The following is a 12,509-nucleotide window of genomic DNA, read 5'->3' on the forward strand; positions in this document are numbered from 1 at the left end:
GAGGTCAAGGTGTTCTTCGAGCTCAATGGCCAGCCCCGGGTGATCCGGGTGCCGAACCGCCTGGTCAAGTCGCAGACCGCCGCCCGTCCCAAGGCCGACCCGGCGAACGAGGGCCATCTCGGCGCGCCGATGCCCGGCGTCGTCGCCTCGGTCGCGGTCACGCAAGGCCAGAAGGTCAACCCCGGCGACCTGCTGCTGACCATCGAGGCCATGAAGATGGAAACCGCCATCCATGCCGACCGCAAGGGCGTCATCAAGGCGCTGCATGTCCGGCCGGGAGAGCAGATCGACGCAAAAGACCTCATGATCGAGATGGAATAGGAAGAAAGAGGGCTTGGCACCCTGCAATAATTATTGCAGACTTGGCGGCAGAGGAGCGCCATGCCAACAAGCCACCCGCCGCAGGATTACGAAGAACTGATCCGCATCATCCATGATCGCCACGATCAGATGAGCAAGACCTATCAGCGCATCGCCGTCTATCTGACCCAGAACCCCAACGAGGTCGCCGTCCATTCGGTGAATGCCATCGCCGAACGCTGCGGCATCCACGCCTCGAGCTTCGTGCGCTTCGCGCAATCCCTGGGCTACAAGGGCTTCAAGGAATTGCAGGCGCTGTTCCAGAAGCGCCTGGCCACCGCCGCTCCGGGTTTCGAGGCGCGCGTCAAGGCGCTGGAAACCGAGCTGAAGGGCGCGGGCGACCCGACCGAGATCGGCTTCCTGCGCGATCTGGTAGTGCGCGACATCGCCTCGCTCCAGCAATTGCTGGACGAGGTGAACCCCGAGGATCTGGCGCTGGCCGCCGATCTGCTGGACCGTGCGGACATCATCTATCTGATCGGCCAGCTGCGCTCGTCGCCGGTGGTGGAGCTTCTGCGCTATGTGCTGACCATGCTGGGCAAGCGCTGCGTGCTCTTGGACCCCGGCGGCGGGCTGGCCACGCATATCGGCCGCACCATTCGCAAGACCGACGTTTTGCTGGCAGTCTCGTTTCGCTTCTATGCCAACGAGGTGGTGAACGTGGTCGAGGAAGCGGGGCAGAAAGGCATCGACATCATCGCCATCTCGGACAGCACGCTGTCGCCCCTGGCGCGGTGGGCGCGGGTGCTGTTCCCGGTGCCCGAGCACGATTACACCTTCTCGCGCTCGCTGGCCGCGCCGATGTGCCTGGCGCAGGCGCTGGTCGTGGCCGTGGCCGCCCGCGTGCAGCACAATGACGAGGATCCGCGCATCCCGACCGTGACCGGAACCTAGCTTCCCCGGTAGCATCGCCTTTCGCATCAAGCCTTCATACAGGCTGCCAGGACGCCTTCTGGCAGACCAGACCGCAGCGCAGTCCCGACCAGGCGGGCGCCTGAACTGTTGAATCCATGCAACACCCGATCCTGCCGGACCACGACCTTACGCAGCGTCATTTGACAATATGCGACAATTGGCCCTCTTGCATAGATTACGCGCGGCCAGCATGGGGAACTTTGTTCCCATTCCGGCTCGTGAAAACGCAAGCCATTGATGAGCCAGCACTTCCCTGTCGTCTCCGCCCCCACAGCGGCAGCGATTCATCTTTTGTGCCGGGATCAACCCATGAACAAAACCCTTCCCAAACCGTCCGTCTCGGGGGCAGCTGCGCAATTCCTGCCGACCCTGGGCCTGCTTCCCGTGCTGGCCATTTCGGCCGGCGTGGCCGGCCCTGCCCAGGCGCAGGACACCGTCACCCTGGACACGGTGGTCATCCGCCGCCAACAGGGCAACGAGGCCGAGACGAGCTACAAGGTCACCGAAAGCACCTCGAACAAGGCTACCGCGCCGCTGCTCGACACCCCGCGCTCGGTGACCGTCGTCACCGCGCGCGAGATCGAGGAGCGCGGCCAGACCTCGGTCGCCGACGTGCTGCGCACCACGCCGGGCGTCACCCTGGGCGCGGGCGAGGGCGGCGTGCCGCAGGGCGTGCGCCCTTACATCCGCGGCTTCGAGGCCAGCCAGGACCTGCTGATCGACGGCATGCGCAACGCCTCGCGCACGCAATACGAGGCCTTCAACCTGGAATCGATCGAGATCAACAAGGGGCCGGGCGGCGTCTATTCCGGCGCCGGCTCGACCGGCGGCACCATCAGCCTGAACAGCAAGACCCCGCAGCCGGGCGCCTTTGACGAGGTGGCGCTGTCCTACGGAACCGGCAATTATCTCCGCGGCACGCTGGATTCGAACCGCGAATTCGGCGCCGTCGGCCTGCGCCTGAACCTGATGGGGCAGCACGCCGACGATCTGGCCGGGCGCGACGGCGTCGAGTCCAAGCGGTTCGGCGTGGCGCCCAGCTTCAGCTATCGCCTGGCCGATGACAGCAAGATCACCGCCGGGCTCTATTACTACAAGGACGAGGACACGCCCGATTACGGGGTGCCGATGTCGAATGCCACCACGCCGGCCGAATGGCGGCGCGGCTCGGGCACCCGCATCGACCCATTCCTGCCGGCCGATGTCGATCCCGATACCTTCTATGGCCTGCATGCGCGCGATTTCCGCGACGTGGAATCCGCCTCGGGCTATGTGAAGTTCGAGCACGCCTTCTCGGACAGCCTGCGGCTGACCACGGCGCTGCGCAAGGCGCGCGACACCAACACCTATATCGTGACCTCGCCGACCTCGGGCAGCGACGGGCTGGTGTCGCGCGGCTCCAAGGCTTCGGACCGGGTGAACGAGACGGTGTCGTTCAACGCCCAGCTTTCGGGCGAAGCGCAGGCCGGGGGCGTCGAGCACAGCTTTGCGGTCGGCGTGGACATCGCCAATTCCCGCGCCACCACCCGCCGGCTGACGGTGACCAATCCCGATCCGATGCCGGCCTCGCCCTACGAGAATCCGAACCCCGGCGCGCCTTGGGACGGCAGCGTCGAGCGCGGCGGCGAGACCGGCTACAGCACCACCAAGTCGCGGGGCGTCTATGCGCTGGATACCATCACCTTCACCCCGCAATGGGAGGCGACGGTGGGGCTGCGCTGGGACGATTACAGCGTCAACAGCGTCACCCATGCGACCGAGGAGGATCCGCGTGAAAGCCACAGCAACGATTCCGACTTCCTGAACGGGATGCTGGGCGTGGTCTACAAGCCGGTGCCGAACGGCTCGATCTATGCCTCGGCCAGCACTTCCTCGAACCCTGCGGGTGAGGGCGCGGGCACCGGCGGCAGCAATGCCTCTGACGATCTGGACAGTCTCGATCCCGAGCGCAGCGTGAATTTCGAGATCGGCACGAAATGGCTGGTGCTGAACGAGCAGCTCCAGCTGAGCGCAGCGCTGTTCAGCACCGAAAAGGACAATGCCCGCGTCACCAATTCGCTGGGCGAAACCGAGAATATCGGCAAGACCACCGCCAAGGGCATCGAGCTGGGCTTCGCCGGCCAGATCACCGAGCGCTGGGGCGTCTGGGGCGGCTATGTCTATCAGGATGTCAAGCTGAAGGACGGCGGCTGGACCACCCCGCGCGGCGGCGGCGAGCCCTATCCGAACCCCGGCAACGGCAGGCAGGTCGTGAAGATCCCGCGCAACAGCTTCTCGCTGTGGACGACCTATGACTACAGCCCGGAGCTGACGCTGGGCGGCGGCGTGACCTATACCGGCAAGCGCATAACCAGCTATTCGCAGAACGGCGATGCCGATGCCGGGCTGCCGTCGAGCTGGCGCACCGACCTGATGGCCGCCTATAAGCTGACCGGAGAGACGGTGCTGCAATTCAACGTCAACAACGTTTTCGACCGCCAGATCTATACCGACTCGCATAGCGGGCAGTTCGCCAATATCGAGCCGGGCCGGAACTTCGTGCTGACGCTGAAGCACGCGTTCTAAGGGCCGCATTCGGGCCATTCCGGCAGGGGCGACCTTTCGGTCGCCCCTTTCCGCAGCCCGTGGCCACAATAACCGACAGAAACACTTAACATTCCGCGGCGCCGACCCTATCCTGCGCCCGCACGCCATCGCAGGAGAAACCCATGCTCGTCACCATCCCGGACCTGCTGACGCCCGAAGAGGTCGCCTATATCCGGCAGGTGCTGGAGGGCACCGACTGGGTCGATGGCCGCAGCACCGCGGGGGACCAGGCGGCCAAGGTCAAAAGGAACCTGCAAGTGCCGGTGGACAGCCCGGTGGCACGCGAACTCAGCGGCATCGTCATGCGGGCGCTGGGGCGCAACCCGGTCTACTCCTCGGCCGCGCTGCCCCTGCATGTGCTGCCGCCGATGTTCAACCGCTATGACGAGGGCATGACCTTCGGCGCGCATGTGGACGGTTCGATCCGGGTCGTTCCCGGCACCGGCCAGCGCATCCGCACCGATGTCTCGACCACGGTCTTCCTGACCCCGCCCGAGGATTACGACGGCGGCGAGTTGGTCGTGCACGACACCTATGGCGAGCATAGCGTCAAGTTGCCGGCGGGCCATGCCGTGGTCTATCCCGCCACCTCGCTGCATTCGGTGACGGCGGTGACGCGCGGCTCGCGTTGGGCATCGTTCTTCTGGGCGCAATCGATGGTCAAGGACGACTGGCGGCGGCACATGCTCTATGACCTCGACCAGTCGATCATGCGCATCCGCACGATGCTGCCCGACGACGATCCGGCGGTGACCGGCATCACCGCGCATTACCACAACATGATCCGCCACTGGTCCGAGATTTGACGCAGGCCATTCCGCCCGACGTGGTGGCGCTGGAGGATTATCAGCGCCTGGCCACCGCCATCCTGCCTGCGCCGGCGCTGGCCTATGTCGATGGCGCCGGCGCGGATGGGCTGACCGCGCAGGCCAACCTGGCCGCCTGGCAGGGGCTGCGGCTGCAATCGCGGCTGCTTTGCGACATGCGAGGCGCGCATACCGCCCTGCAACTCTTGGGATTGGACCTGCCGCATCCCTTCCTGCTGGCGCCCGTGGCCTTTCACGGCCTCGCCCATGCCGAGGCCGAGCATGCCACCGCGCTCGGCGCCGCGGCGACCGGCAGCCTGATGGTGGTCTCGACCCAGTCCGGCCTGCCGCTGGAGGAGATCGCGGCCCGCGCACAGGGGCCCTTCTGGTTCCAGCTCTACATACAGCCCGAGCGCGCAGACACGCTGTCCCTGGTCCGCCGGGCCGAGGCGGCGGGCTATCGCGCGCTGGTCGTGACCGTGGACGCGCCGGTGAACGGCATCCGCAACATGGAGACCCGCGCCGGCTTCACCCTGCCCAAGGGCCTGCGGGCGATCAATCTGGACGGCTTGCACCCGCCGCGGATCCGCGCCGAGCCGGGCCGGGCGGCGACCTTCCTTGGCCTGCTGGACCAAGCGCCGCGCTGGGAGGATATCGGCTGGCTGAAATCGCAGACCCGGCTGCCGCTGCTGCTGAAGGGCATCATGTCGGCGCATGATGCCGGTCTCGCCGTCGAGGCCGGGGCGGACGGGCTGATCGTCTCGAACCATGGCGGCCGGACGCTCGATACCCTGCCTGCGACGGCCGAGGCGCTGCCTGCCGTGGTCCGGGAGGTGGCGGGACGCATCCCGGTGCTCTGCGACGGCGGCATCCGGCGCGGCACCGATGCACTGAAGGCCCTGGCCCTTGGGGCCGCGGCGGTGCTGGTCGGGCGGCCGCAGGTCCACGCCCTGGCGGTAGGGGGCGCTGCCGGAGTGGCGCATATGCTGACCATCCTGCGCGCCGAGCTCGAGGTCGCCATGGCGCTGACCGGACGGCGCCGTCTGGGCGAGATCGACGCATCCGTGCTTTGGCCGGCGGATTCCGGCCGCTGACGCACGGCCCTAAAAGCTTGCCCTGCCGCAGCCTGTTGTTCGCATATGACCGTCCGGGAGATGGCTTCCTCGACGATGGGGGCCTTGCGATCGGTGAATGTCGGCGAACTCGCGCCGGACATGAGCGCTGTTGCGCAAATCAGCTGGCGACCGCAGTTCCCCTTTCGCCGGATACACTTATCCCATTGCAACAGTGACCGGGATGCCGAGGGCCGTGAAGCGGTTCATGACCGCCGCGCGGATCTGGACCTCGGCAACCTGGCGGTCGAAGTCCCGTGACATCAGCCGCAGGCCGAGCTGCTTCACGCAGTTCATTTTCGTTTCCACCCTGCTGCGGCGGTGATACCCGCTCCAGTTCCGCCAGAGCGCCCGGCCAAAGTGTTTCGATGCCCGCAGGCTCTCGTTGCGTGCCCGGGCCCCGGCCGTGTCCGGCTTCCATGGCCTTGCATTCCGTCTCGGCGGAATGACCGCCGGTGCACTGCGGGCAGCGATAGCGTCATGGCAGGCCCGCGTGTCGTAGGCACCGTCGGCCGTGACCGTGGCGATCTCCTCGTCCGCTGGGATCTGGGCAAGCAGGTCCGGCAGCATCCCTCGCCGGTTCATTCGAACCGGTGGCATTCACCGGCTCGACATCGCCGACATTGCTTGAAGTGACTTCCACCGCCCGGATCTCGAGCGTTTCCTCGTCGATCCCGAGATGGATCTTGCGCCAAACCCTTCGTTTCGAGCCGCCATGCTTGCGCGTGTGCCACTCTCCTTCGCCCTCCACCTTGATGCCGGTGCTGTCGACGAGCAGGTCTAACGGCCCCTTGGAACCGCGAAATGGAATGACGACCTCCAAGGTCTTCTGCCGCCGGGAAAGGGTGCTGAAGTCCGGCACGGCCCAGCCGAGCCCCGAGAGTTCCAGAAGGCTTGCCACGAAGCCGGTGGCCTGGCGGAGCGGCAGGCCGAAGAGAACCTTGATGGTCAGGCAGGCCTGGATCGCAGCGTCGCTGTAGGCTTGCTGGCGGCCACGCCGCCCTGACGGCACTGCTTCCCACTGCATCAAGGGATCGAACCAGACGGTCAGAGATCCGCGCTGCCTCAGCGCCTGGTTATACGCGTGCCAGTTGGTGGTCTTGTAGGTCGGCTTCGGCGGTCTGCTCATGCCATTCGGCTACTACATTGGATTCCCGAAGTGAATCTCAGGCCTCCTTTGTGCAACAAGGTCGCTTGCGGCCACCAGAGCCTCGCGAACGGATGGCCTTGAGATGCCGGAACGGCCCGCTCGCCCGGAAGGGGCGCGGCGGTCTGGACCGCTTCCCGGCGGCTGTCGCCGACAAGGGCGGTGGCGATGGTTTGCGGCGCGCGTCGGAACGACCGGCCGGCGGGTCTCACGTTGAAGGGGCGGATCGTTCCTGCCGCTCACGCCGAAGGAGGCGGCGCGGGGTCCAGGGCCGCCAGAAGCCCGCCGATCAGGCCGCTGTCATGGGTCAGGCCGGCCCGCACGACCTGTGGCCGGAACAGATCCGGCTCGCGGGAAAGATGCGCCAGCACCTGGGGGAGATAGCCGGCCGCAAGCCCGATGCTGCCGCCGATGGCCACACGATCAAGTCCAAGGATTGCCGTCAGATCGGCGATCAGGGCGGCAACGGCGGCGGCAGACCTGTCGATGAGTTCGGGGTGCCGGCCGCCATCGAACACCGCGCGGCCATCGGGCAGCCCGGCAGCGGCGGCGATCGCCTTGCCGCTTGCGACGCTTTCGACCGTGCCGATGCGCCCCGATCCGCAAGGATCCCCGGCAAGGCGCGACGAGGCAAAGCCGACATGGCCCGCCAGGCCATTGCGGCTTTCGACCAGCCGCCCGTCCAGAACCAGCCCGCCGCCAACCCCGGTCGAGATGGTGAGAAAGGCAAAGTTGCGCGCCCCGCGTCCGGCGCCCAGGCGCGCTTCGGCCAGCGCCGCCGCCGCGGCGTCGTTCAAGGCGCGGCTGCGGGCGCCGAAGCGGGCACAAAGCATCTCTCCCAGCGGTGCGGCGCTGATGGCGCGCAAGGTATTGCGATTGACAGCGTGCCACCGGCCCGTGGCATCGACCCGCCCGGCCACGGCCACGCCCAGCGGGTCGCCATGGCGAAAGCCAAGCTGTTCCAGCATCCCGGCGATGCGGTCGATCTGCGCCGCGATATCGGCGCCGGGGTCGGTGGCTGCCTGCAGGCGCGCGGCGACAGTCCCGTTCTCGATCCGGGCGGCGGCGATCTTGGTGCCGCCCAGATCGACCGCGAAGCCATCCACGCCCATCACGCGCCCCGGATCGCCGCGGCGAACCAGCCGGTGACGTGCTCAAGCCGGGTCAGGGCGCTGCCGACGGTCACGGCATCCGCGCCGGCGCGGCGTGCCTGCGCGGCCAGTTCCGGAGTGTTGATGCGCCCCTCGGCCATCACGAACCCTTTGCCCAGGGCGCGAAAGGCGGCGATCAGGTCAAAATCGGGACCGTCGTGCAGTCCTTCGGTTTCGGCCGTATAGCCCGACAGCGTGGTGCCGACGACGGCGGCACCGCCGTCCAGGGCCGCGCGCGCATCCGCAACGGTGGCGCAGTCGGCCATGGCGAGGCGGCCCAGGCGCAGGGTCTCGGCCAGGACGGCCTCGCGCGAGGCGGGGCGGGGCCGCGGGGTTGCGTCATAGGCGATGACATCGGCGCCGGCCTCGGCCAGGGCGCGCACATCCTCCAGCCGCACGGTGATGCGCACCGGACTGTCGTCAAGGTCGCTTTTCACGATGCCGACGATCGGCACGGAAACGCAGGGACGCACGGCGCGAAGGTTCGCGATCCCCTCGATCCGCAGGCCCGCCGCACCGCCGGCCACGGCGGCCTGAGCCATCGCGGCGACGATGTCGGGACGATCCATCGCTCCGCCATCGACCGGCTGACAGGACGCGATCAACCCGCCCCTGATGCGTTCCAGCACGTTCATCGCCCGCTTACGCCCCTTGAACCGGCTTCAGCCCGGTTTCCCTGACGATGGCATGGATGCGCGCGACGGTTTCCGCGTCGAACGGCTCGACCGGCAGCGACATCCTGGCCGAGCCGAGCAGGCCGATCGCCTCCATCGCCACCTTGAAGGCGCCGACGCCCGCGGCATCGCCCGAACGGCCGGAAGCCTGGAACACGATCTCGAACAGGCGGTTGAGGTGCTCCTGCTCGGCGATGGCGGTTTTCATGTCGCCTGCGACGGCGGCCCTCCACAGCCGCACATAGGCGCCCGCATCGACATTGGCGAGGCCCGGCACCGCGCCGTCCGCCCCCATCATCGCCATCGCGTCCACCACCACCTCGTGCCCGGTGAACAAGGCCAGCGGCTTGCCCGCGGCCCGGTTCATCGCGATCAGGCGGCGGAAGCTGACATCGTCGCCCGAGGAATCCTTGACGCCCACGATCACGCCCTCGCGGCCCAGATCGATCAGCAACCCGGGCGGCAGCTTGGTCCTGACCCGGACCGGGATGTCATAGGCGAACAAGGGCCTGTCGATCCCGGCGCGGATCATGCGGAAATGCTCGGCGATCTCGGTTTCGTCGTTGATCGCATAAACCGGCGCGGTGGCGACGATCGCGTCGGCGCCGGCGCCGATCAGCGCGCGGGCGCTTTCGATCACGCGCGCGGCGGTCAGGTCGATCGCGCCAACGATGACCGGCACGCGGCCGGCGGCCTTGCGGCTTACGGCCCTGACGATGGCCAGGCGGTCGGCATCGGTCAGATAGGCGACCTGGCCGGTCGAGCCCATCGGAAACAGGCCATCGACCCCGGCGTCGATCAGGTGATCGACCAGGCGGTCGAGATCGTCGTAGTTCACCGTCCCGTCGGGATTGAGCGGGGTGACGATCGGCGGGATGATGCCGTGGAAGCGGGTCTTGGTCATGGCGTTCCGGTGCCTGTTCTTGAAAGGATCAGTGGAAGGATGCGGTCCGGCCGGGCGCGCTCAGGAGGCTTGGCGCGGCGGCAAGAAGCGTGCGGGTATAGTCTTGCGAGGGATTGTCCAGCACCCGCGCGCCGGGGCCGAATTCGACGACCTTGCCGCCCTGCATCACGGCGATGTCGTCCGAGACGTGGCGCACGGTCTGGATGTCGTGCGAGATGAAGACCATCCCCAGGCCAAGCTGACGCTTGAGATCCTGCAGAAGGTTCAGGATCTGGGCACGAACCGACACGTCGAGCGCCGAGGTCGGCTCGTCCGCGACGATGACCTGCGGTTCCAGCGAAAGGGCGCGGGCGATGGCCACGCGCTGGCGCTGCCCGCCCGAAAGCTGGGCCGGGATCGCATCCAGCACCGATTGCGGCAGCCCGACCATCGACACCAGTTCCGACACGCGAGCCCTGCGGGACGCGGCATCGCCGATGCCGTGCACCTCCAGCGGGTCGCTCAAGGCGTCGCGCACCAGCATCCGCGCGTTCAGCGCCGTTGCGGGATCCTGGAACACCACCGAAACCACGCGCCCGATCCGGCGGCGCGTGGCCGTGTCGAAACGGCCAACTTCCGATCCTTCGAACAGGACCCGGCCCGAGGACGGCGCCTGAAGCCCGATCATCACCTTGGCGGCGGTGGACTTGCCCGAACCCGATTCGCCCACCACGCCCAGGGTTCGGCCGCGATGAACGGCAAGCGAGACGTGATCCAGGGCGCGCATCACCCTGGGGTTGAAGAACCCCGCGCCACGGCTGCGGAAGTCCACGCAAACATCGCGCAGCTCGATCACCGGCGCCGTGCTGTTCTCTGGAGCGTTCATGCGCATTCTCCCATCGGCCGGACGGGCGGATCGTCGGGATGGGCGGCATAGAAATGCTCGGTCCCCGCGATCTGGCGGATCACGCGGGCATTGCGGGCCGGATCGGACGAACGCGGCGCGAACCTGTCGCCCTTGGGAAAGTCGATGGGCGAGGGCACGGTGCCTGGGATCTGATGCAGGCGCGCAGCGCCGGCCTCGATGCTCAGGACCGCACCCAGCAGGCCGCGGGTGTATTCGTGGACCGGCTGGGTCAGAAGCTCGCGGACGCGGCCCTGTTCGACCATCTGGCCGGCATACATCACCACCACGCGATGCGCGATCTCGGCCACCAGCGCCAGATCGTGCGACACGAAGACCATCGCGAAGCCCAGTTCGCGGCGCAGCCGGTCGAGAAGCTCGACCACCTGCTTCTGCACCGTCACGTCAAGCGCCGTGGTCGGCTCGTCGGCGATCACCAGCTTGGGATCGCGGGTCAGCGCCATGGCGATCAGCACCCGCTGGCGCTGTCCGCCCGACAGTTCGTGCGGATAGGAGGCAAGCGTGCGGGCGGGGTCGAGGCCCACCATCTCGAGCAGATCCTCGGCGCGGCGCGTACCGCCGCGCGCGGTCAGCTGGGCCATCTGCGCCCGGATCAGCATCGCCGGATTGAGCGATGACAGCGCATCCTGATAAATCATCGCGATGCCCTTGCCGCGCAGGGCGTCGCGCTCCTTGCGCGTCATGGTCAGAAGGTTGCGGCCTTCGAACAGGATCTCGCCCGTCAGCCGCGCCCTCGGGGACAGAAGCCCCATGATCGCCAGCGAGGTGATCGACTTGCCGCAACCGGATTCGCCCACCAGCGCCAGCGTTTCGCCCGGACGGACCGAAAACGACACGTCGTCTACCACGTCGACCAGCCCATGCCGTGAAAAGCCGATGGACAGGTTCCTGACCTCGAGCAAGGGCTTTCGCCCGGCGTCCTCCAGCACGGGCCGGTCCGTGCGCGACAGTTCAACCCGGCGCAGCTCGGCCAGGCGGTCGGCAAGGGAGACCTCCGGCCCGGCCAAGGCTGCGTCGGACATGGCGGCCACCTTGGTCGGCGCGATGGCGGCTTCGACCGCCGCGGGATCGACGGAGGAGCGGGCGCGCGGGGCGGCCATCGCGTCGGTCATGCCCTCGGCCAGGATGTTCAGCGCCAGAACCGTCACGGTGATCAGCAGGCCGGCGAAGAAGGTGGGCCACCAGCCGCCCGACATGACAAGCTGGCGTCCCGCGGCCATCACGTTGCCCCAGGACGGCTCGGGATCGGGCACCCCCGCCTGAATGAAGGAAAGCGAGGCCTCGAAGACGATGGCGTCGGCCACCAGGACGGTGGCGAAGACCAGCACGGGCGCAAGGCAGTTGCGCGCGACATGGCGGACGATGATGCGGAACGTCGAGGCCCCCATGACGCGCACCGCCGCGACATAATCCTCGCCATACTGGCCGATGATGTTGGCCCGGATCACCCGCGTCAGCTGCGGCGTGTAGAGAAAGGCGATGGTCAGGACGAGAACCGCGAGCGACTGGCCGAAGACCGTGACGAACACCACGGCCAGCGCGATGCCGGGAAACGACATCACCATGTCGAGGAGACGCATCAGGATCTCGGAGGTCCAAGGGCCGGCGGTGGCCGCGATCGCGCCAAGGACGGCGGCGGCCATAAGCGCCACGGCGGTGGCCGCGATGCCGATGACCAGCGAATAGCGCGCGCCGTAAAGCAGCCGGGCAAAGATGTCGCGCCCCTGCCGGTCGGTGCCGAACCAATGGGTCGCGTCGGGCGCCGCCGGCCCCGGGGTCAGGCCGGTCGCCAGCGGATCGTGCACGGCAAGCACCGGCGCGAACAGGGCCGCAAGCACGACGATCATCAGGATGGCGAGCGCCACCTTCGACACCGGCGGCAACTGGCGCAGCCGTGCAAGGCTTTGTCCCGGTGCGCCAAGGCGTTCGGCAAGCTGGGTGCGGATCATC

The 12,509-nt window shown here is 67.6% G+C and carries 10 protein-coding genes and 1 pseudogene; 5 read left to right on the forward strand and 6 right to left on the reverse strand.

Translation table 11 applies throughout. The features are described 5' to 3' along the window. The 5 genes from AQY21_RS07330 to AQY21_RS07350 all read left to right on the forward strand — a co-directional run. The coding region (locus tag AQY21_RS07330) for a biotin/lipoyl-containing protein (RefSeq protein ID WP_152988148.1) at positions 1-321 on the forward strand (321 nt) is incomplete at its 5' end. A 60-nt stretch (positions 322-381) separates the two neighbouring features. Next, positions 382-1,254 carry a MurR/RpiR family transcriptional regulator gene (locus tag AQY21_RS07335; RefSeq protein ID WP_036757890.1) on the forward strand — a complete coding sequence of 291 codons (873 nt, stop codon included), beginning with the start codon at positions 382-384 and terminating at the stop codon, positions 1,252-1,254. Positions 1,255-1,584: 330 nt separating this feature from the next. Next, positions 1,585-3,840, forward strand: coding sequence for a TonB-dependent siderophore receptor (locus tag AQY21_RS07340; RefSeq protein WP_058097070.1), 2,256 nt, complete (start codon positions 1,585-1,587; stop codon positions 3,838-3,840). A 143-nt stretch (positions 3,841-3,983) separates the two neighbouring features. Then, a complete protein-coding gene (locus tag AQY21_RS07345; protein ID WP_058097071.1) occupies positions 3,984-4,667 on the forward strand; it encodes a Fe2+-dependent dioxygenase in 684 nt (227 codons plus the stop codon). Continuing rightward, entirely contained in the window at positions 4,664-5,761 is a 1,098-nt protein-coding gene (locus AQY21_RS07350; RefSeq protein WP_203416431.1) for an alpha-hydroxy acid oxidase, read from the forward strand. The genes AQY21_RS07345 and AQY21_RS07350 overlap by 4 nt, the downstream gene beginning before the upstream one ends. 177 nt (positions 5,762-5,938) lie before the next feature. Here AQY21_RS07350 and AQY21_RS07360 read toward each other — a convergent pair. The 6 genes and pseudogenes from AQY21_RS07360 to AQY21_RS07385 all read right to left on the reverse strand — a co-directional run bounded on the left by AQY21_RS07360 (position 5,939) and on the right by AQY21_RS07385 (position 12,508). Next, positions 5,939-6,908: pseudogene (locus AQY21_RS07360) on the reverse strand (IS5 family transposase). Positions 6,909-7,165: 257 nt separating this feature from the next. Then, positions 7,166-8,038: an ROK family protein gene (locus AQY21_RS07365; protein WP_058097075.1), complete on the reverse strand. Its 873-nt coding sequence runs from the start codon at positions 8,036-8,038 to the stop codon at positions 7,166-7,168. Continuing rightward, positions 8,038-8,712, reverse strand: a complete 675-nt coding sequence (locus tag AQY21_RS07370; protein WP_058097076.1) for an N-acetylmannosamine-6-phosphate 2-epimerase — start codon at positions 8,710-8,712, stop codon at positions 8,038-8,040. Before AQY21_RS07370 ends, AQY21_RS07365 begins: the two co-directional genes overlap by 1 nt. A 7-nt stretch (positions 8,713-8,719) precedes the next feature. Beyond that, entirely contained in the window at positions 8,720-9,655 is a 936-nt protein-coding gene (locus AQY21_RS07375) for a dihydrodipicolinate synthase family protein (protein ID WP_058097077.1), read from the reverse strand. A 28-nt stretch (positions 9,656-9,683) separates the two neighbouring features. After that, positions 9,684-10,520 carry an ABC transporter ATP-binding protein gene (locus AQY21_RS07380; RefSeq protein ID WP_152988150.1) on the reverse strand — a complete coding sequence of 279 codons (837 nt, stop codon included), beginning with the start codon at positions 10,518-10,520 and terminating at the stop codon, positions 9,684-9,686. Continuing rightward, positions 10,517-12,508, reverse strand: coding sequence for a dipeptide/oligopeptide/nickel ABC transporter permease/ATP-binding protein (locus AQY21_RS07385; RefSeq protein WP_058097079.1), 1,992 nt, complete (start codon positions 12,506-12,508; stop codon positions 10,517-10,519). The genes AQY21_RS07380 and AQY21_RS07385 overlap by 4 nt, the downstream gene beginning before the upstream one ends. Position 12,509 lies beyond the last annotated feature (1 nt).

Origin of the sequence: Paracoccus sp. MKU1, assembly GCF_001447385.1 — a bacterium.
Taxonomy (GTDB): Bacteria; Pseudomonadota; Alphaproteobacteria; order Rhodobacterales; family Rhodobacteraceae; genus Paracoccus.

What these genes read in the sequence shown, in the direction of transcription:
- AQY21_RS07365 (WP_058097075.1), bottom strand. Translation starts at nt 8,038, where the DNA reads ATGGGCGTGGATGGCTTCGCGGTCGATCTGGGCGGCACCAAGATCGCC.
- AQY21_RS07335 (WP_036757890.1), top strand. Translation starts at nt 382, where the DNA reads ATGCCAACAAGCCACCCGCCGCAGGATTACGAAGAACTGATCCGCATC.
- AQY21_RS07375 (WP_058097077.1), bottom strand. Translation starts at nt 9,655, where the DNA reads ATGACCAAGACCCGCTTCCACGGCATCATCCCGCCGATCGTCACCCCG.
- AQY21_RS07345 (WP_058097071.1), top strand. Translation starts at nt 3,984, where the DNA reads ATGCTCGTCACCATCCCGGACCTGCTGACGCCCGAAGAGGTCGCCTAT.
- AQY21_RS07380 (WP_152988150.1), bottom strand. Translation starts at nt 10,520, where the DNA reads ATGAACGCTCCAGAGAACAGCACGGCGCCGGTGATCGAGCTGCGCGAT.
- AQY21_RS07385 (WP_058097079.1), bottom strand. Translation starts at nt 12,508, where the DNA reads ATGATCCGCACCCAGCTTGCCGAACGCCTTGGCGCACCGGGACAAAGC.
- AQY21_RS07340 (WP_058097070.1), top strand. Translation starts at nt 1,585, where the DNA reads ATGAACAAAACCCTTCCCAAACCGTCCGTCTCGGGGGCAGCTGCGCAA.
- AQY21_RS07370 (WP_058097076.1), bottom strand. Translation starts at nt 8,712, where the DNA reads ATGAACGTGCTGGAACGCATCAGGGGCGGGTTGATCGCGTCCTGTCAG.